Consider the following 18,051-nt stretch of genomic DNA (forward strand, 5'->3'; position numbering starts at 1 on the left):
GGTGGGTGCGCTTACCGGCGCTTGCCGGGTGCAGCTGCGCCCACCCGTGCCGCCCTGGGGGCACCTCCCAGGCCCTTTCGGGCTCTGGGGGAGGCACGACTGCCCGCAGCTGCGGGGGTTACGCACGGCGGCGTGCCTGCCAAATTGCGGCCGCTGCCAGGAGGGCCACTACGGCGATTCCCGCTACCAGGCCGATGGACGGGCCGGAGTCGTCCGACTCGGTCTTCTCCTCAGCGGGAGCGGCGGGCTTCTCTGCCGAGATCTGTTCTCCGCAGCCCTTCTTCGGGTAGCCCGATATCGCGCAGAGCAGGGCGTTCGTGTCGTAGCGGAGGGGTTTGGCGATCGAGGCCAGGGCCTCGGCCGTGGTGGCGTCCTCGGGGACCTGGGCGCAGGCCGTGCGGTTCGCCGGCGGGGTTTCGCCGGACGGGGCGTCGGCGGGGGTGCCGAAGTCGATGACCAGGGCCACGCGCTTCCTGCCGTCCGCCGCCGGGGTCTTCGCGCAGATGGTGTCGAAGTCGGCGGTGCCGCGGGGCTTCGCCGCGTCGGCGGAGTCCTCGCTGACGGAGAAGCGGAAACCCTGGACGTCGCCGTCGGAGGGGCGGGCGAGGGACGGGCCCTGGGTGGCGTACGTCCAGGCCGTGCCGTCCTGCTCCCAGAAGGACCAGTAGCGGTAGCCGGCGGCCTGCGCCTGGCCCGCCCCCGCCAGCAGGGGCAGGAGCGCGGCGAGGAACAGTACGGTGGCCCGGCGGATCACGGCTGCTGCCGCTTCGTGCGGCCGCTGATCAGGAAGCCGATGCCGACGCCGGCGACCAGGCAGACGCCGACGAACCACCAGACACCGAAGCCGGAGTCGGACTCGTCCTTCTTCTCCTCCGACTTCGTCTCCGTGGACTTCTCGGCGGCGGCCGGGCCCGTCGCGCCGAGCTGCTTCACCAGGTCGCTGCCGCCGAAGGCGCGCGGGTCCGCGCCCGCCGCGTGGGCGGCGAAGATCAGCTGGGCGTAGGCGGCGGGGCCGTTCTGCGCCGCCCAGTCGGCGGCGTTCTTCTCCAGCCAGGCCAGGGACTTGCCCGCCTGCTCGGTGGAGCCCTGCGCGGCGAGCGCGACGACCGCGTCGGCGGTGTTGCCGTAGTCCGGCTGGTCCTCGGATCCGGCGAGGGCGGAGGTGAGGTGGCCGGTCTCGGCGAGGGCGTTCGTGAGGTACGCGGCACCGTTGGCGGCTGCCTGTTCGGGGGTGTCGGCCTTCTCGCAGGAGGCTTCCCCGGCCTCGCCCTTGCCGCCGGGCTCGACGACCAGGCCCGCGCCCAGCGAACCGGCCACGCCCGCCGCCGTCGCGTCCGCGTTGGCGAGCAGCTTGCCCTTCTTGTCCGGCTGGAAGGCGAACGCGCCCGCGCCCTCGCCCTCGCACGGCAGCGCCAGCTTCAGCAGGGCGTCGTAGGGGGACTTGCCGTCCTTCTTCACGTCGGCCGGCTTCTCGCCGGCGGCCGCGAGGGCGCCTATGACGACCGAGGTGGAGTTGGTGTCGCTGGCGCCGCCCGCCGTGTAGCCCCAGCCGCCGTCCTTGTTCTGCGCGGACTTCAGCCAGTCGACGGCCTTCTTCGTCACGTCGTGGTGGCCGCCGAGCGCGGCGAGGGCCTGGACGGCGGCGGCCGTCTGGTTGGTGTCGACCATCGTCTTCGCGTCGCACGCCGTGCCGGTGTCGGCGCGGTACGGGGCGAAGGAGCCGTCGGCGCACTGCTGCCCGGTGAGCCAGTCGACGGCCGCCTTCGGCGGCTCGACACCCACCGTGTGCTGGGCGAGAAGGGCGAGCGACTGGCGCCATACGCCGTCGTACTGGGGGTCGCCGTCGCCGTACAGGGCGGACGGGAGCGCCTGGGACGGGGACGGGGACGAGTCGGCGGCGGCCGGGGTGGCGGCGCCGATCACGGCGACGGCGGCCAGGACCGCGGCGCTGCGGCGGATGTTCATGATCGGCGGTGCCTCTCCCTGCGGAGGGCCGGGCAGCGCGGGACACCCCGGCGGCTCGGCTCCGTATACCTCGACGGTGCCGTGCTCCGGCGGGCTGCCGGGCACGTGAGCCGGTCACGAACCGTGCGGGGCAGTCCGGCTCACCGTCTCGGGGACGGCTCACGGTTGCGGGTCAGCGCCGGAATTGCACCGGCTTCCCCCCGTACGGGTGATGACGACGCCGATACTCTACCCGCCCGTAGGGGAGGGGCCAGGGGTGGCTTCGGTGAGCGGGGTCACGTCAACCGTGCGACGCGTACCGCACCCGCACCCCCGGAATGGGGAGTGCGGGTGCGGGTGGGCCGGGTCAGGAAGCCGTGCAGGCGCCGACCTGCGGCGGAGGTGTGGAGCCGCCGTTCACGGTGAAGCCGAAGCTGGTCGAGGCTCCGGCCGCGAGCGAGCCGTTCCAACTGGACCGCACCGTCATGACGTTGCCGCCGCTGTCCCAGGTGGGTGAGCCGTTCCACACGGAGACGACCTTCTGCGGGGAGGTCAGGGTGACGTTCACGCTCCAGCCGGAGATCGGCGAGCTGCCGGCCGTGATCGTCACCTTGCCGTTGTAGCCGCCGCTCCACTGCTCCGCCGTGGTGTAGGTGGCGGTGCAGCCGGCGCCGGGGGTGCCCGGGCCGCCCGGGTCGCCGTCGCCGGGGGTGCCGCCGAGGGCGCTCAGTACGGCGTTTCGTCAGCGGGAGTCGATGTCCTGCGGGGCCGTCAGATCCATCAGTCGGCACACCGTCTCGATGTCGATCTTGACCTGGGCGATGGAGGCGCGGCCCGAGAGCCAGGTGATCAGGGTCGAGTGCCAGGTGTGCTCGATGACCCGGACCGCCGAGAGCTGCTCGGGCGTCGGATCGGTGAGCTCCATGGCGTCCAGGATGATCATGGTGGTCCGCCGGGAGACCTGGTCGACCTCCGGGCTCACGCTGCGGTCCGCGAAGGTCAGGGCGCGCACCATCGCGTCCGCCAGATGCGGCTGCCGCTGGAGCGCGCGGAAGGCCCGCATCAGGGTCTCCGCGACCCGCTCGCCCGCGGTCTCCCCGGCCGGCGGCTTCTTCCGCAGCGTGCCGTGCAGATGCTCCAGCTGGTCCTGCATGGTGGCGACCAGAAGATGGATCTTGGAGGGGAAGTAGCGGTACAGCGTGCCGAGCGCCACCTGTGAGGACTCCGCGACCTCGCGCATCTGCACCGCGTCGAAGCCGCCCCGGCAGGCCAGCTGTGCGCAGGCGTCCAGGATGCGGCGCCGGCGCGCCTCCTGACGCTCGGTGAGCGGTGAGGCCGGGCCGGTGGTGCGCGTGGTGCCGGCTTCCGTGGGCATCGGTCCCGTCCGTGACAGTCGGTGAGGGTGGATGATCAGACAGCATGGCATGCCGTCCGCCGTGGCGTGAATCACCTGATCCACTGCTGCCAGTACCCCTACCTGCCGGTAGATTCGGACCCTCCGAACGATCAACTCTGAAACTTGTTCTAGATTGGCGTCCCGACGTAATGTCCCGGGACAGTGCAGGGAGAAGGGGGCCCAGAGTGACCGCTGAGGCCAGTCAGGCCGGGCCCTCCCAGGGTCCCGCATCCGACGGCTTGCGACCGCTCCGCATCGCACTCCTCACCTATAAGGGAAACCCGTTCTGCGGCGGGCAGGGCGTCTACGTACGCCACCTCTCCCGCGAGCTCGCCCGCCTCGGGCACCGCGTCGAGGTCATCGGCGCCCAGCCCTATCCGGTCCTCGACGAGGTCCCCGACGGACCGACCCTCACGGAACTGCCCAGCCTCGACCTCTACCGCCAGCCGGACCCCTTCCGCACACCGAAGCGCGACGAGTACCGGGACTGGATCGACGCGCTCGAGGTCGGCACGATGTGGACCGGCGGCTTTCCCGAGCCGCTGACGTTCTCCCTGCGCGCCCGCCGTCATCTGCGCGCCCGGCGCGGCGAGTTCGACGTCGTCCACGACAACCAGACCCTCGGCTACGGACTGCTCGGCGACCTCGGCGCCCCCCTGGTGACCACGATCCACCACCCCATCACCGTCGACCGGCGGCTGGAGCTGGACGCAGCGGAGACCTGGCAGCGGCGCTACTCGGTGCGCCGCTGGTACGCGTTCACGCGCATGCAGAAGCGGGTGGCGCGCCGGCTGCCGTCCGTGCTCACCGTCTCCGGGAGCTCGCGCCAGGAGATCGTCGACGATCTCGGCGTACGGCGGGACCGGGTGCACGTCGTCCACATCGGCGCCGACACCGACCTGTTCGCACCGGACCCTTCGGTGGCGGTCGTACCGGGCCGGATCGTGACCACGTCCAGCGCGGACGTACCGCTGAAGGGGCTGGTCTTCCTCGTCGAGGCGCTGGCGAAGGTGCGGGCCGAGCAGCCCGGGGCGCACCTCGTCGTGGTCGGCAAGCGGCCCACGGAGGGGCCCGTCGCGCAGGCGATGGAGCGGTACGGCCTCGAGGGCGCCGTCGAGTTCGTCAAGGGCATCTCGGACGCCGAACTGGTCGACCTCGTGCGGTCCGCGCAGGTCGCGTGCGTGCCGTCGCTGTACGAGGGCTTCTCCCTGCCGGCCGCCGAGGCCATGGCCACGGGCACCCCGCTGGTCGCCACGACCGGCGGTGCGATCCCGGAGGTCGCCGGCCGGGACGGGGAGACGTGTCTCGCCGTACCGCCCGGGGACGCGGGAGCGCTGGCCGCCGCGCTGACCCGGCTGCTGGCGGACCCGGAGCTGCGGTCGCGGCTCGGGGCGGCCGGACGGGAGCGGGTCCTGCGGCACTTCACCTGGGCCCGCGCGGCGGAGGGCACGGTGGCCCGCTACCGCGAGGCGATGGCCACCGCCGCCCGCGACACCGACCCCGCCCCACGTCCCACCCAGGGCCCGGCGCCCGCGCGCCGCTCCGAGCCTCCGGCCGTCGTGGGCCCGGCGCCCGCGGGCCGGTCGGCGTTCCCGGCTGCCGACGACTCGGCGTCCGCCGCCGACCGCTCAGGGCCCCTGCCCGTCGAGGGCTCGGCGTCCGCGCCCCTGGACGGCTCCGGGTCCGCGTCCTCGCGCCGGTCCGTGTTCCCGGACGTCGACGGCTCCGCGTCCCCGTCGGCCGAACGCTCGGTGTCCGCGTCGCCCGACCGCTCCGGGGCTTCCGCCGGTGAGGGTTCCGGGGGCGCGCCCCTCGGGCGTGCCGTTGCGCCGGGCGCCGGGGACGCCGTATCCGACACCCCCACGGGCACGGCAGCCGTGTCCGTGCACGCAGCCGACACCTCCGACCGCGAAAGCAGGGCCACGTGCTGACCGTCGACTTCTCCCGGTTCCCGCTCGCCCCGGGCGACCGCGTCCTGGACCTCGGCTGCGGGGCCGGGCGGCACGCCTTCGAGTGCTACCGGCGCGGCGCGCGGGTCGTGGCGCTGGACCAGAACGGCGAGGAGATCCGCGAGGTCGCCAAGTGGTTCGCGGCGATGAAGGAGGCCGGGGAGGCGCCCGCCGGGGCCACCGCAACCGCCATGGAGGGCGACGCCCTCGCCCTGCCCTTCCCCGACGAGTCCTTCGACGTCGTCATCATCTCCGAGGTGATGGAGCACATCCCCGACGACAAGGGCGTACTCGCCGAGATGGTGCGGGTGCTCAAGCCGGGCGGCCGCATCGCGATCACCGTGCCGCGCTACGGGCCCGAGAAGGTCTGCTGGACCCTCTCCGACGCCTACCACGAGGTCGAGGGCGGCCACATCCGCATCTACAAGGCGGACGAACTGCTGGCGAAGATCCGCGAGGCCGGACTGCGCCCCTACGGCACCCATCACGCGCACGCGCTGCACTCGCCGTACTGGTGGCTGAAGTGCGCGTTCGGGGTGGACAACGACAAGGCGCTGCCGGTGCGGGCGTACCACAAGCTGCTGGTCTGGGACATCATGAAGAAGCCGCTGGCCACCCGGGTCGCCGAGCAGGCGCTGAACCCGCTGATCGGCAAGAGCTTCGTGGCGTACGCGACCAAGCCGCACCTGCCGCGCGCCGAGGCCGAGGCGGACGCCACGTGACGACCCCTCGGACCGAACACCTGGTCCTGCCCGGGGTGCTCACGGCCGGTCAGGCCGCCGCGACCGTCGCCGGCATTCTGGCCGCGCAGCGGGAGGACGGGGCGATCCCGTGGTTCCGGGGGCACCACCTCGATCCGTGGGACCACGTCGAGGCCGCCATGGCACTGGACACGGCGGGCGAGCACGAGGCCGCCGAACGCGCCTATCTGTGGCTGGCGCGGCACCAGTTGGCGGACGGCTCCTGGTACGCGGCGTACGCCGACGGCGACCCGCGCCGCGTCACCGACCGGGGCCGGGAGACCAACTTCGTCGCCTACGTCGCGGTCGGGGTGTGGCACCACCACCTGTCCACGGGCGACGACACGTTCCTGGACCGGATGTGGCCGGTGGTGCACTCGGCGGTGGAGTTCGTACTGCGGCTCCAGCAGCCGGGTGGGCAGATCGGCTGGCGGCGCGACGACGACGGCACGCCCACCGCGGACGCGCTGCTCACCGGCTCGTCCTCGATCCACCACGCGCTGCGCTGCGCGCTCGCCGTCGCCGAGCAGCGCGAGGAGCCGCAGCCCGACTGGGAGCTGGCGGCGGGCGCGCTGCGGCACGCGATCCGGCACCACCCGGAGCGGTTCCTGGACAAGGACCGCTACTCGATGGACTGGTACTACCCGGTGCTCGGCGGCGCGCTCACCGGCGCCGAGGCCAAGGCCCGCATCGAGGAGGGCTGGGACCGCTTCGTCGTGCCCGGACTCGGGGTGCGGTGCGTGGTGCCCAACCCGTGGGTGACCGGCGGAGAGTCGGCCGAACTCGCCCTGGCGCTCTGGGCGATGGGCGAGTCCGACCGCGCGCTGGACGTGCTCCAGTCGATCCAGCACCTGCGCGACCCGGAGACCGGCCTCTACTGGACGGGCTACGTCTTCGACGACGACGCGATCTGGCCGCGCGAGCTGACCACGTGGACCGCCGGCTCCCTGCTGCTGGCGGTCGCCGCGCTCGGCGGCCACGAGGCCACCTGCGCGGTCTTCGGCGGCGACCACCTGCCCAGGGGCCTGGACCCGGACTGCTGCGCCCTCGCCTGAGCCGGCCGGGTACCCGGCTCAGTGCCGGCGCAGACGGCCGGCGATGGCGTGGCCGATGAACAGGTAGACGACCGCGGCGAGTCCGTAGCCGGCGACGACCCGGGCCCACTCCTCGTCGAAGGTGAACAGGTCGCGTGACCAGGCTGCCAGCCAGTCGGCCGCGTCGTGGACGAACCGGACCAGGTCGTTGGCCCGGTTGGCGTCCAGCAGGTACATCAGAATCCACAGTCCGAGGATGACGGCCATGATGTCCGCGATCACCGCGACGACCGTTCCCGCGGAGTTGGTGCCAGTGCGATATCGAGGGGACATACATCCCGTCTGGCCCCGGAACCGTGGTTGAAACCCGCCGGGCTCGGCGGCGACGACAACGGCCCCCCGCCCGGAAGGGCGAGGGGCCGTGACGAAGAAGGGCCGGTGGATCAGCCGCGCTGGATGCCCGACGTGTCCTGGAGGACGCCGCGACGGCCGTCCTGGGTCTGGGCGACGAGCGCCGGACCACGCTGCTCGACGGCCAGGTACCAGGTACCGGGGGCCAGTTCGGCGATCGGCGTGGGCGAGCCGTCCTCCGGGAACAGCGGCCGGGGCACCGGCACCGCGAACCAGAACGGCGAGAAGTCACCGGCGGCGGGCTGGGCCGGCTGCGGCTGAGCGGGCTGCGGCTGACCGCCACCCGGGAACGGCTGCCCCGGCTGCGGCTGACCGCCGAACGAGGCCTGCTGCTGCGCACCCGGGTAGCCGTAACCACCGGGCGGCTGGGCGCCGTAGGGCTGCGGGGCGGCGGGACGGGCGGCCGGGAGAAGGGCACCCTTGAGGGCCGGCACCAGGGGGGTGGCGACCGCTGCGGCGGCCATGACGAGCGTGGCGACGAGGGCCAGGATCAGACCGGTCCCGGCGTCGGGGCCGTCACCGCTGCCCTCGAAGTTGTCGGCACCGCCGGCCACGTCGAAGATGTTGCCGAGCGCGCTCCACGCCGCGAACACCGTGAAGGCGACACCGAACTGGCCGAGGTCGAGCCCCGCGACCTTCGGCGCCTGCGGCAGACCACGGGCGACGACGACGAGCGCGGCGCCGATGATGCCCGCCAGCACCACTCCGAGCAGAACCGGCCCGCTGGCCCACAGGCTGGGAAGGTCGAGGCTGTCGGGTGCGCCGTCGACGGAGTAGAGGTCGAGGAACGACGCGATGAACAGCAACACCGCTGCTCCGATCACCACGCCGTCGCCTCGAGTGAGGGAGCGGATATTCACTTCAGGTCCTTCGTAGGTCGTCTCGTCGTCGGAAGAGGCGTCGCTGTCACCATGTCGCCCGAAGGCCCCGGTGTGAAGCGCGGGGGTGGCCCCTCATCGTCCGGAAGACACTACCGTCCGTACGATCCGGCTGTCCGCCCGGATCAGCGCGCTGATCCCTACCCGCGCAGGAAACTCACGATTCCGTCGGAAATCCCTTGCGCCGCTTTCTGCCGCCAGGCACCGCTGGTCAGCAGTGCCGCGTCCTTGCTATCGCGCATGTTGCCGCACTCGATGAACACCTTGGGAACCGTTGACAGATTGAGACCGCCCAGGTCCTTACGTGTGACGAGACCGGTACCTCCGCCGACGTAGTTGGAGGGCGCGCTGCCGGTGACGCGGACGAAGTTGCCCGCGATGCGCTCGCCGAGGTCGCTGGACGGCTCGACGATGGCGCGGGTGTCGGCGGCCCCGGAATCGACGGCACCGGGGAGGATCACATGGAAGCCGCGGTTGCCGGTGCCCGAACCGTCCGCGTGGATGGAGACGACGGCGTCGGCCTTCGCCTTGTTGCCGATCCGCGCCCGCTCGTCCACGCACGGCCCGAACGGCCGGTCCCCGTCCTGGGTCAGCTTCACGGTGGCACCCTGCCTCTCCAGCAGCGTGCGCATCCGCTGCGCGACGTCGAGGGTGAACTTCGCCTCGGCGTAACCGTCGTTGGTGGACGTGCCAGTGGTGTCGCACTCCTTGCGGTTCGTCCCGATGTCCACCTGGCGGTTGATCTCGGCGGTGTGCTCGAAGTTGCCCGGGTTGTGCCCCGGGTCGATGACGACGACCTTGCCCTTCAGCGGTCCGGACGCGGCGGGGGTCTTCGCCGTGGCGGAGGCGCCGGGCTTCTTGCCGTCGGCGCCGTCGGACGGCGAGGCGCTTTCGGCGGACGGCGACGACGTACGCGATGAGGCCGACGCGGAGGAAGCGGAGGCGCTGCCTTCGTCGCCCCCCGACCCGCCAACGGCGGCGTAGACCGCCCACCCGAGCAACGCGCCCGGCACGAGCGCGGCGAGCGCCACCGTCAGGGGCCCGCGCCGGGGCCGTCGGGGCTGGGGCGGATCGAAACCGGGACCTGTGTACGACACGCAGCCACCCTAGGGGGTGTCGGGGCTCAGATGCCCGCGCCCTCGCGCCGCAGCACGCGCAGGGAGCCGGTCGCCGAGACCTCGGTGAACGCGCCGGACGCGAGAGCGCGGAGGTGGACGCGGTAGGGGGCCTGGCCGGTGAACTCGTCCACCGGGTCGGGGAAGACGTCGTGGATGACGAGGAGGCCGCCCTCGGCGAGGTGCGGGGCCCAGCCCTCGTAGTCGGCGGTGGCGTGTTCGTCGGTGTGGCCGCCGTCGATGAAGACGAGGGAGAGCGGGGCGGCCCAGAGCGCCGCGATCTGCGGCGAGCGGCCGACCAGGGCCACCACGTGGTCCTCCAGACCGGCCCTGTGCAGGGTGCGGCGGAAGGTGGGGAGGGTGTCCATCAGACCCAGCTCGGGGTCGACCGTCTCCGGGTCGTGGTAGTCCCAGCCGGGCTGCTGCTCCTCGCTGCCGCGGTGGTGGTCCACGGTGAGGGCGGTGACACCGGCCCCGCGGGCCGCGTCGGCGAGCAGGATCGTGGAGCGGCCGCAGTAGGTGCCGACCTCCAGGAGCGGCAGCCCCAGCCGGCCGGCCTCGGCCGCCGCCGCGTACAGGGCCAGGCCCTCGTCCAAGGGCATGAAGCCCTTCGCCGCCTCGAACGCGGCCAGGATGTCGGGCCCGGGTGCCATGGACATGGGGCTTGCCTCTCCCGAGGTCGTACGTGTGTGCACGGGCCCATGCTGCCGTACCCCCCGACGGGCCGGCCGACAGGGGGTACCGAGGGGTAACAAGGAGGTCAGACGGAGACCGTCCCGCCCGGCAGGGAGAGGTCCAGGTCGACCGGACGCTCGCCGCCCCCGTGGGTCGCCCGGGAGGCGAGCGGGGCGTGTCCGGTGGCGCGGGCGGCCAGGACGTACGGACCCTGCGCGGGGACGGCGAGGGCGTAGGTCCCGTCGGCGGCGGAGACGGTGGCGCCGGCCTGCCGGCCGTGGCGGTCGATCAGGGTGACCCGCGCCCGCGCGACGGGCACACCGGTCGCGTCCAGGACCCGGCCCCGGAAACCGCGCAGGACGGCTGCCGCGCGCTCCAGGTTCGCGTCCTCCTCGCTGCTCGCCCGCAGTCGCGGGTGCGCCGACGGGCGTCCGCCGGGCAGGAACAGGGCCAGGATCAGGCCCACGGCGACCGCGGCCGTCGCGATCAGGAAGGAGATCCGGAAGCCGTGCAGGGTCGGGATCTCCGCGCCGCCCACGGTGTCCGCCGTGTTCGCCAGCACCAGGCCGATGACGGCGCTCGACACCGACGTACCGATGGAACGCATGAGTGTGTTGAGGCCGTTCGCCGCGCCGGTCTCCGAGGTCGGCACCGCGCCGATGATCAGCGCGGGCAGGGAGGAGTAGGCGAGGCCGACGCCCGCGCCGAGGACCACCGAGGTGACGACGGTCTGCCAGGCGGCGTCCATCAGGCCGAGGCCGCCGCCGTAGCCGGCCCCGATGATCAGCAGGCCGAGGACGAGGGTGGTCTTCGGGCCGTACCGGGCGGACAGCCGGGCGTAGACGGGCGCCGTGAACATCATCGTCAGGCCCAGCGGGGCCACGCACAGCCCCGCGACGACCATCGACTGGCCGAGCCCGTGGCCGGCGGGCAGTTGGAGCAGCTGGGGAAGGACCAGGGAGGCGACGAAGAAGGAGACACCGACCATGATCGACGCGAGGTTGGTGAGCAGCACCTCGCGGCGGGCGGTGGTACGCAGGTCCACCAGGGGCGCGGACAGGCGCAGTTCCATCAGGCCCCAGAGGAGGAGGACGACGACTGCGGCACCGAACAGGCCCAGCGTGGTGCCGGAGGTCCAGCCCCAGTCGCCGCCCTTGGAGACGGGGAGCAGGAACAGCACCAGCCCGGCGGACAGGCCCAGCGCGCCCGGCAGGTCGAACGTGCCCGGGGCCCGCGCCGGGGACTCCGGTACGACGATCAGGGTGAGCGCGATGGCGAGGACGCCGAGGCCGGCGGCGCCGAAGTAGAGGGCGTGCCAGTCGGCGTTCTGGGCGACCAGCGCGGCGGCGGGCAGCGCGAGACCGCCGCCGACGCCGATGGAGGAGCTCATCAGGGCCATCGCCGAGCCCAGTCGCTCCGGCGGCAGCATGTCGCGCATCAGGCCGATGCCGAGCGGGATGGCGCCCATCGCGAAGCCCTGGAGTGTGCGGCCGGCGATCATCAGCAGCAGGTCACTGGTGAACGCGCTGATCAGCGCGCCGACCACCATCACCGCGAGGCTGGTGACCAGCATGCGCCGCTTGCCGTAGAGGTCACCGAGGCGGCCCATGATCGGGGTGGACACGGCGCCGGACAGCAGGGTCGAGGTCAGTACCCAGGTCGCGTCGGCCGGGGCGGTGTCCAGCAGTTCCGGCAGATCCTTGATGACCGGCACCAGGAGGGTCTGCATCACCGCGACAACGATGCCCGCGAAGGCGAGCACCGGGACCACGGCCCCGCCGGCCCCGCCGGGTCTGCCGGAAGGACGGTCGGTCGTTGTCTGCGCCATGAAGGATGCCTCCGGGCCGGCTGTGTGCGTGGATAGGTGCAACGTGAACCCCGTACACCGAGGCAACTATTCCGATGCTTCGTGACACTAACGAATTTTTGACCGTTCCTTTGGCATCGGCGTATCGGCGCATCGGCATATCGGCGTCTCGGGGCGTAGGACGAAATGCCGATGCGTGGGGCGCGGGGCGGTTGAGAGCATGGCGGGCATGCTCGAAGCCACCGGCACCACCACCCGCAGATCCGCTCGTGGCACACCTCCGACGTGGCTGGTGGTGTCGCTCGCCTGCGCCGGGCAGTTCCTCGTCGTGCTCGACATCTCGGTGGTGAACGTCGCGCTGCCGTCCATGCGCGGCGGGCTGGAGCTCGACGAGCAGGGCCTCCAGTGGGTGGTGAACGCGTACTCCATCGCCTTCGCCGGCTTCATGCTGCTCGGCGGGCGCGCCGGAGACCTCTACGGGCGCAAGCGCATGTTCCTCGTCGGCCTCGCCCTGTTCACGCTGGCCTCGCTGGCCGGCGGACTGGCCCAGGACGGCTGGCAGTTGCTGCTGGCGCGGGCCGTGCAGGGCCTCGGGGCCGCCGTCCTGGCGCCCTCCACCCTCACCATCGTCACCTCGGCGGTCCCGGAGGGCGCGGCCCGCGCCCGGGCGATCGCGACCTGGACGGCCGTCGGGGCGGGCGGCGGCGCGGCCGGCGGATTCGTCGGCGGGGTGCTGGTCGACGTGCTGTCGTGGCGGTGGGTGCTGCTGATCAACGTACCGATCGGAGCGGTCGTGCTGGCCGGTGCCGCCTGGTGGCTGGCGGAGAGCCGCGCCGGGGACGGGCGACGGCTCGACCTGCCGGGCGCGGTGCTGGTCACGGCCGGCCTCGCCACCCTGGCGTACGGCATCTCCCAGACCGAGGCCGAGGGCTGGACCGCGGCGGCCACCCTGGTGCCGCTGTGCGCCGGGCTCGCCCTCGTCGCCCTGTTCCTCCTCGTCGAGGCCCGCGCCAAGGCCCCGCTCATGCCGCTGGGGCTGCTGCGGCTGCGGTCGGTGGCGTCGGCGAACGTGGCGATGTTCCTGAGCGGTTCCGCGATGTTCTGCATGTGGTTCTTCATGACCATGTACGCGCAGAACGTGCTCGGCTACACCCCGCTGGAGGCGGGACTGGCGCTGGTGCCCAGCTCGCTCGCCGTGATCCTCGGCTCCAAGTTCGCGCCCCGGCTGATGCGTACGGCGGGACCGCGCGCGGTGGCCGTGCTCGGCACGGTGGTCGCGCTGGTGGGCTTCGGCTGGCAGTCGACGATGACCGCGGACGGGGCGTATCTCACCGCGATCATGTTCCCCGGCATCCTGATGATGCTGGGCGCGGGCCTCGCCGGAACCCCGCTCGCCGCGCTGGCCACATCCGGCGCGGCACCGGAGGAGGCGGGGCTGGTCTCGGGCCTGATCAACACCTCCCGCACGATGGGCGGCTCCCTGGGCCTGGCGATCATGTCCACCATCGCGGCGGCCCACACGGGCGGCGCCCGAACCCCTGAGGCCCTGACGGAGGGCTACGCCCTGGTATTCATGGTGGGAGCGGCGGTACTGGCCGCAGGAGCGGCCCTGATGTGGCTATGGCTCCCCCGAGCCCCGTAGCTGCGGGCAGTCGTGCCTCCACCAGTGCCCAAAGGGCCTGGGAGGTACCCCCAGGGCGATGGGGGTACCTCCCGCTCGAGCGAAGCCGAGAGTGGGGGAGGCACCCCGCAATCGCCGGGCTGCGAAACACCCCCCGCCCAGCCCCAACCCCGGCACACCCAGGAGCCCCATGCCCATCGACCCACCCACCGCCCTGACCGCCCCACCCCGCACAACCCAGATCTCCTGGACCCCCAAGGACGTCCTCCTCTACCACCTCGGCATCGGCGCCGGCGCCACCCCCACCGACCTCCGCTACACCCTGGAGACCCGCCTCCACGTCCTCCCCAGCTTCGCCACCGTCGCCGGCGCCACCGCCCCCGGCGTGATCCGCTCCCTCTCCATGCCCGGCATCGACGTGGACCTGGCCCACGTCCTGCACGCCGGCCAGTCGCTCACCCTGCACCGCCCACTGCCACCGGAGGGCACCGCACAAACCACCGCCCGCATCGTCGCCGTGTACGACAAGACCAAGGCCGCCGTCCTCGTCCTGCGCACCGAGGCGACCGACGCCGACGGCCCGCTGTGGACCGACGAGGCGCTGGTCCACGTACGCGGTGAGGGCGGCTGGGGTGGCGACCGGGGCCCGTCCGCGCGCCGAGAGCCGCCCATCGGGAACCCGGACCGCACCGTCGAACGGACCGTCCGCGAGGACCAGGCCCTGCTCTACCGCCTCTCCGGCGACTGGAACCCCCTGCACGCCGACCCCGCGTTCGCCGAGCGCGCCGGGTTCGAACGCCCCGTCCTGCACGGCCTGTGCACCTACGGCATGACCCTGCAGGCGGTCGTCGACACCCTGCTGGACGGGGACGTCACCCGCGTCCGCTCCTGCGCGACCCGCTTCACGGGGGTCGTGTACCCGGGCGGGACGCTGCGGTTCCGGATGTGGCGCGGGGACGGCGAGGTGCGGGTGACGGTGACCGCCGCCGGGGACGACGCCGTACTTGCCGACACCACGGTCGGATACGACTGAACGAACCGGGCCCCGGCCGTCGTACGACGGCCGGGGCCCGGTCCAGTTGAATGCCGAGCGGCACCTGACATGCCGTCAGGCAGCCGACTCCGCGTGCTCGTTCGCCTGCTCCGGCCTGCGGTGCCGGCCGCGCGGGGACGCCTCCGCGTCCTGCGTGGAGACCGGGCCCCGGTGCCTGCCGTGACCGGCGGAGGACTGTCCGTTCTCGGCGGACTGCGGCTGGTTCGTGCTGACGTCGTTCATCGGAAGGAACTCACCCCGTAAACATGATCTTTCCTACAGCCGGGCGAGTCTAACCGGCGCACCACCGCCCGAATCCAGGCGGCCACGCCAACCGCCACTACTTCGTTACAAGCCGTCCCAAAGGTGCCTGCTGCAAGGGGACGGGACGGGGGGCGGGGACGGCGTCGGGGTCGTCGGGCACCGCGGGTTCGGTGTGGGCCTGGAGCAAGAGGTCGGTCATGTCACCGGAACAGTAAGGGAGTTGGGGCTGGCGGCCTTCGTCGATGGGCTCGGCGGGGGAGGGAACCCCGCCGCCCGCCGCCGACTCGGACTCGCCGGGCGCGGTCCGCTCCCCGGTCCCCGGAGTCTCCGGGAGGCTGGGCGGCCGGACGTCCAGGCCCGCCCGCCGGCGCTCCTGCCCCGGCGCCCTCAGGGCGGCCACCCCGCACGGCACCGCCCCGGTGGCGTACGGCAGCCGCAGCACCCCGTCCGCCGTCCACAGCCCGGCGCCGGTCAGCCATCCCGCCGGCGCCGGGAAGTGGTGCACCTGACGCTCCGCCGGCCGCCACACCCCGACCCAGCTGCCGAGCGCGCCGTCGACGCGCAGCGCCACCGCGCAGCGCTCCGGCGTCAGCATCTGCCCCGGCTGGATCGCGAACGGCGTGACCGTGCAGTCCGGCAGGCGCAGGCACTCCGGGAAACGCACCGGCAGCGTGCTGCCCAGCACCCCCCAGCCCAGCCGGTCCCGGCCGGGGGAGGGCGCGTCCGAGCGGATCAGCAGCAGCCCGCTGTCCGGGTCGGCGAGCAGCACCCGGTCGTCGCTCTCCGCGGCGATCTGGAGCAGCGGCGACATCTCGCCGCCGCGCTCCAGGTCCACCACGACCGCCTTGGTGCGCCCGCCGGTCTCCCGGTCCAGGGCCAGCATCCGTCCCTCGCGGTCCAGCCACGCCCCGCCCGAGCAGCGGCCGGGAACCTCCGCGAGGTGCTCGGGCCCGAACGCGCCGCCCGCCACCAGCCACACCGCCGTCGACCGCCGGCCCACGGCGAGCGCGTACGCCCGCTCCCCGCCCGGGGCGGGCGGCAGCAGCCGCAGCCGGGTCTCCTCGTCCGGACACTCGACCGTGCCCAGTGGCAGCTCACCGGTGCCCGGCCCGGTCGGGTACAGCAGGGAGAAGGCGTGCCGTCCGGCCGCCCGCCGGTGGATGAGGACCCGCCCGTCGCTCAGGGGCTGCACCTCGGTGCCGGGTTCCTCGGGCTGGTTGCCGGGCAGCGGCACCGCGTAGGGCTCGGGGCCGTCGAGGGTCCAGCGCTCCGGGAAGAAGGAGTCGCCGGCGAGGGCGAGGCGCGCGGCGTAGCAACCGTCGGCGGTGATGGCGCAGCCCGCCCGTCCGGCACCGTCCTCGTGTCCCGCCGCAGGTTCGATGGCACAGACCGTCATCGTTCGGTCACCTCCAGTGACGAAAGGTAGGTCGCCTGTGCACGGGCGGCGGAGCGGTGGGCCCGCACTTCACACGTAAGGGTGCTCCAGGAACGATTCGCCTGAGGAAGGGGAGGGGGATGTGCTCCACGGAGCCGCGACGGTGGCCGGGGGCTGCGCCGGGTAGCCTTGCAGGCGTGCCCCGTCTGTCTGAAGTCATCGCCGCGCTGGAGAACCTGTGGCCCGCCGAGCGGGCCGAGTCCTGGGACGCGGTCGGCACCGTCGTGGGCGAGCCCGACCAGGAGGTCGCACGGGTCCTGTTCGCCGTCGACCCGGTCCAGGAGATCGTCGACGAGGCGGTGAAGCTGGACGCCGACCTGCTGGTCACCCACCACCCGCTCTATCTGCGCGGGACGACCACGGTCGCGGCCTCCACCTTCAAGGGCCGCGTGGTGCACACCCTCATCAAGAACGACATCGCGCTGCACGTCGCCCACACCAACGCCGACACCGCCGACCCGGGAGTCTCCGACGCCCTCGCCGGCGCGCTGGACCTCAGGGTCGTACGGCCCCTCGTACCGGACCCCGCCGACCCGGACGGGCGTCGGGGACTGGGTCGCGTGTGCGAGCTGGACCATCCGCTGACCGTCCGCGAGTTCGCCGCCCGCGCCGCCGAACGGCTCCCCGCCACCGCGCAGGGCATCCGCGTCGCCGGCGACCCCGACGCGCCGGTGCGCACGGTCGCCGTCAGCGGCGGCTCCGGCGACAGCCTCTTCGACCACGTCCGGGCGGCCGGCGTGGACGCCTTCCTCACCGCGGACCTCCGCCACCACCCGGCGTCCGAATTCATGGCGGATCGCGCCCACAGTCCTCTCGCGCTGCTCGACGCGGCGCACTGGGCCACCGAGTGGCCCTGGTGCGAGCTGGCGGCAGCCCAGCTCGACGAGATCTCCGACCGCCACGGGTGGGGCCTGCGGGTCCATGTCTCGAAGACGGTCACCGACCCCTGGACCGCCCACGCGGCGTCCATCGCCACGACCAACACATCTGGAGCCCCCAACTGAACGCCGCGCCCGCCGACCAGATCCGCCTTCTCGACGTCCAGGACCTCGACGTCCGCCTCCAGCAGCTCGCGCACAAGCGGAAGTCGCTGCCCGAGCACGCCGAGATCGAGTCGCTGAACCGGGACCTCACCCAGCTGCGCGACCTGCTCGTCGCCGCGCAGACCGAGGAGAGCGACTGCGCCCGCGAGCAGACCAAGGCCGAGCAGGACGTCGACCAGGTGCGCCAGCGCGCCGCCCGCGACCAGAAGCGCCTCGACTCCGGGGCCGTCTCCTCGCCCAAGGACCTGGAGAACCTCCAGCGCGAGATCGCCTCCCTCGCCAAGCGGCAGGGCGACCTGGAGGACGTCGTCCTGGAGGTCATGGAGCGCCGGGAGTCCGCGCAGGAGCGGGTCGCCGAACTGACCGAGCGGGTCGGCTCCGTGCAGGGGAGGATCGACGACGCGACCGCGCGCCGGGACGCCTCCGTCGAGGAGATCGACGGCGAGGTGGCCTCGGTGACGAAGGAGCGCGAGGTCGTCGCCGGTTCCGTGCCGGCCCCGCTGCTGGCGCTGTACGACAAGCTGCGCGAGCAGCAGGGCGGCATCGGCGCCGCGAAGCTGTACGCCCGCACCTGCCAGGGCTGCCGCCAGGAGCTCGCGATCACCGAGCTGAACGAGATCCGCTCCGCCGCCCCCGACACGGTGGTGCGCTGCGAGAACTGCCGCCGCATCCTGGTGCGCACCTCCGAGTCGGGGCTGTAGGGGTT

At 73.1% G+C, this 18,051-nt stretch carries 17 protein-coding genes and 1 pseudogene; 7 read left to right on the plus strand and 11 right to left on the minus strand.

Going from position 1 to position 18,051, the window contains the following annotated elements:
* Positions 1 to 118 precede the first annotated feature (118 nt).
* The 4 genes and pseudogenes from ACZ470_RS25560 to ACZ470_RS25575 form a co-directional block, all read right to left on the minus strand.
* Positions 119 to 754 (minus strand): SCO2322 family protein, encoded by a 636-nt coding sequence (locus ACZ470_RS25560; protein ID WP_468430791.1) that lies wholly within the window; start codon positions 752 to 754, stop codon positions 119 to 121.
* Complete coding sequence (locus ACZ470_RS25565) at positions 751 to 1,965, minus strand: prenyltransferase/squalene oxidase repeat-containing protein (RefSeq protein WP_468430793.1); 1,215 nt, start codon at positions 1,963 to 1,965, stop codon at positions 751 to 753. The genes ACZ470_RS25560 and ACZ470_RS25565 overlap by 4 nt, the downstream gene beginning before the upstream one ends.
* A 346-nt stretch (positions 1,966 to 2,311) precedes the next feature.
* A pseudogene (locus ACZ470_RS25570) lies at positions 2,312 to 2,683 on the minus strand (cellulose binding domain-containing protein); the annotation flags it as partial.
* 3 nt (positions 2,684 to 2,686) lie between these two features.
* Positions 2,687 to 3,319, minus strand: coding sequence for a TetR family transcriptional regulator (locus ACZ470_RS25575; RefSeq protein WP_468430794.1), 633 nt, complete (start codon positions 3,317 to 3,319; stop codon positions 2,687 to 2,689).
* Between the two features lie 206 nt (positions 3,320 to 3,525).
* Between ACZ470_RS25575 and ACZ470_RS25580 the strand changes: the two genes are divergently transcribed.
* Genes ACZ470_RS25580 through ACZ470_RS25590 form a run of 3 tightly spaced genes read left to right on the plus strand, consistent with a single transcriptional unit; the run spans position 3,526 to position 7,084 of the window.
* Positions 3,526 to 5,271: a glycosyltransferase family 4 protein gene (locus ACZ470_RS25580; protein WP_468430796.1), complete on the plus strand. Its 1,746-nt coding sequence runs from the start codon at positions 3,526 to 3,528 to the stop codon at positions 5,269 to 5,271.
* Positions 5,265 to 6,011 (plus strand): class I SAM-dependent methyltransferase, encoded by a 747-nt coding sequence (locus tag ACZ470_RS25585; protein WP_468430797.1) that lies wholly within the window; start codon positions 5,265 to 5,267, stop codon positions 6,009 to 6,011. Before ACZ470_RS25580 ends, ACZ470_RS25585 begins: the two co-directional genes overlap by 7 nt.
* On the plus strand, positions 6,008 to 7,084 hold the full coding sequence (locus ACZ470_RS25590) for a prenyltransferase/squalene oxidase repeat-containing protein (protein ID WP_468430799.1): 1,077 nt from the start codon (positions 6,008 to 6,010) through the stop codon (positions 7,082 to 7,084). The genes ACZ470_RS25585 and ACZ470_RS25590 overlap by 4 nt, the downstream gene beginning before the upstream one ends.
* 18 nt (positions 7,085 to 7,102) lie before the next feature.
* On the opposite strand, the gene ACZ470_RS25595 is transcribed toward ACZ470_RS25590, so the two are convergent.
* From ACZ470_RS25595 to ACZ470_RS25615, 5 genes are all read right to left on the minus strand, one after another.
* Positions 7,103 to 7,396 carry a hypothetical protein gene (locus tag ACZ470_RS25595; protein ID WP_468430801.1) on the minus strand — a complete coding sequence of 98 codons (294 nt, stop codon included), beginning with the start codon at positions 7,394 to 7,396 and terminating at the stop codon, positions 7,103 to 7,105.
* A 110-nt stretch (positions 7,397 to 7,506) separates the two neighbouring features.
* On the minus strand, positions 7,507 to 8,334 hold the full coding sequence (locus ACZ470_RS25600; RefSeq protein ID WP_468430803.1) for a hypothetical protein: 828 nt from the start codon (positions 8,332 to 8,334) through the stop codon (positions 7,507 to 7,509).
* A gap of 158 nt (positions 8,335 to 8,492) precedes the next feature.
* Positions 8,493 to 9,449, minus strand: a complete 957-nt coding sequence (locus ACZ470_RS25605) for an N-acetylmuramoyl-L-alanine amidase (RefSeq protein WP_468430804.1) — start codon at positions 9,447 to 9,449, stop codon at positions 8,493 to 8,495.
* Between the two features lie 26 nt (positions 9,450 to 9,475).
* Positions 9,476 to 10,126, minus strand: coding sequence for a class I SAM-dependent methyltransferase (locus ACZ470_RS25610; RefSeq protein ID WP_468430805.1), 651 nt, complete (start codon positions 10,124 to 10,126; stop codon positions 9,476 to 9,478).
* Positions 10,127 to 10,227: 101 nt separating this feature from the next.
* Positions 10,228 to 11,970, minus strand: coding sequence for an MFS transporter (locus ACZ470_RS25615; protein ID WP_468430806.1), 1,743 nt, complete (start codon positions 11,968 to 11,970; stop codon positions 10,228 to 10,230).
* Between the two features lie 208 nt (positions 11,971 to 12,178).
* Between ACZ470_RS25615 and ACZ470_RS25620 the strand changes: the two genes are divergently transcribed.
* Complete coding sequence (locus ACZ470_RS25620; RefSeq protein WP_468430808.1) at positions 12,179 to 13,591, plus strand: MFS transporter; 1,413 nt, start codon at positions 12,179 to 12,181, stop codon at positions 13,589 to 13,591.
* Between the two features lie 169 nt (positions 13,592 to 13,760).
* Complete coding sequence (locus ACZ470_RS25625) at positions 13,761 to 14,603, plus strand: MaoC/PaaZ C-terminal domain-containing protein (protein WP_468430809.1); 843 nt, start codon at positions 13,761 to 13,763, stop codon at positions 14,601 to 14,603.
* Between the two features lie 75 nt (positions 14,604 to 14,678).
* Here the strand turns inward: ACZ470_RS25625 and ACZ470_RS25630 are convergent, their stop codons facing one another.
* Together ACZ470_RS25630 and ACZ470_RS25635 are read right to left on the minus strand one after the other, a co-directional pair.
* Positions 14,679 to 14,846: a hypothetical protein gene (locus tag ACZ470_RS25630; RefSeq protein ID WP_468430810.1), complete on the minus strand. Its 168-nt coding sequence runs from the start codon at positions 14,844 to 14,846 to the stop codon at positions 14,679 to 14,681.
* A gap of 97 nt (positions 14,847 to 14,943) precedes the next feature.
* Positions 14,944 to 16,263, minus strand: a complete 1,320-nt coding sequence (locus ACZ470_RS25635) for a hypothetical protein (protein WP_468430811.1) — start codon at positions 16,261 to 16,263, stop codon at positions 14,944 to 14,946.
* Between the two features lie 176 nt (positions 16,264 to 16,439).
* Between ACZ470_RS25635 and ACZ470_RS25640 the strand changes: the two genes are divergently transcribed.
* Together ACZ470_RS25640 and ACZ470_RS25645 are read left to right on the plus strand one after the other, a co-directional pair.
* Positions 16,440 to 17,306 carry a Nif3-like dinuclear metal center hexameric protein gene (locus ACZ470_RS25640; RefSeq protein ID WP_468430813.1) on the plus strand — a complete coding sequence of 289 codons (867 nt, stop codon included), beginning with the start codon at positions 16,440 to 16,442 and terminating at the stop codon, positions 17,304 to 17,306.
* Positions 17,303 to 18,046, plus strand: coding sequence for a zinc ribbon domain-containing protein (locus ACZ470_RS25645; RefSeq protein ID WP_468431037.1), 744 nt, complete (start codon positions 17,303 to 17,305; stop codon positions 18,044 to 18,046). Before ACZ470_RS25640 ends, ACZ470_RS25645 begins: the two co-directional genes overlap by 4 nt.
* Positions 18,047 to 18,051 lie beyond the last annotated feature (5 nt).

The organism is Streptomyces sp. NPDC031111, assembly GCF_055570675.1.

Coding starts and splice junctions, on each gene's coding strand:
- ACZ470_RS25595 (WP_468430801.1), bottom strand. CDS start 7,396: ATGTCCCCTCGATATCGCACTGGCACCAACTCCGCGGGAACGGTCGTC.
- ACZ470_RS25635 (WP_468430811.1), bottom strand. CDS start 16,263: ATGACGGTCTGTGCCATCGAACCTGCGGCGGGACACGAGGACGGTGCC.
- ACZ470_RS25615 (WP_468430806.1), bottom strand. CDS start 11,970: ATGGCGCAGACAACGACCGACCGTCCTTCCGGCAGACCCGGCGGGGCC.
- ACZ470_RS25565 (WP_468430793.1), bottom strand. CDS start 1,965: ATGAACATCCGCCGCAGCGCCGCGGTCCTGGCCGCCGTCGCCGTGATC.
- ACZ470_RS25620 (WP_468430808.1), top strand. CDS start 12,179: ATGCTCGAAGCCACCGGCACCACCACCCGCAGATCCGCTCGTGGCACA.
- ACZ470_RS25610 (WP_468430805.1), bottom strand. CDS start 10,126: ATGTCCATGGCACCCGGGCCCGACATCCTGGCCGCGTTCGAGGCGGCG.
- ACZ470_RS25630 (WP_468430810.1), bottom strand. CDS start 14,846: ATGAACGACGTCAGCACGAACCAGCCGCAGTCCGCCGAGAACGGACAG.
- ACZ470_RS25625 (WP_468430809.1), top strand. CDS start 13,761: ATGCCCATCGACCCACCCACCGCCCTGACCGCCCCACCCCGCACAACC.
- ACZ470_RS25575 (WP_468430794.1), bottom strand. CDS start 3,319: ATGCCCACGGAAGCCGGCACCACGCGCACCACCGGCCCGGCCTCACCG.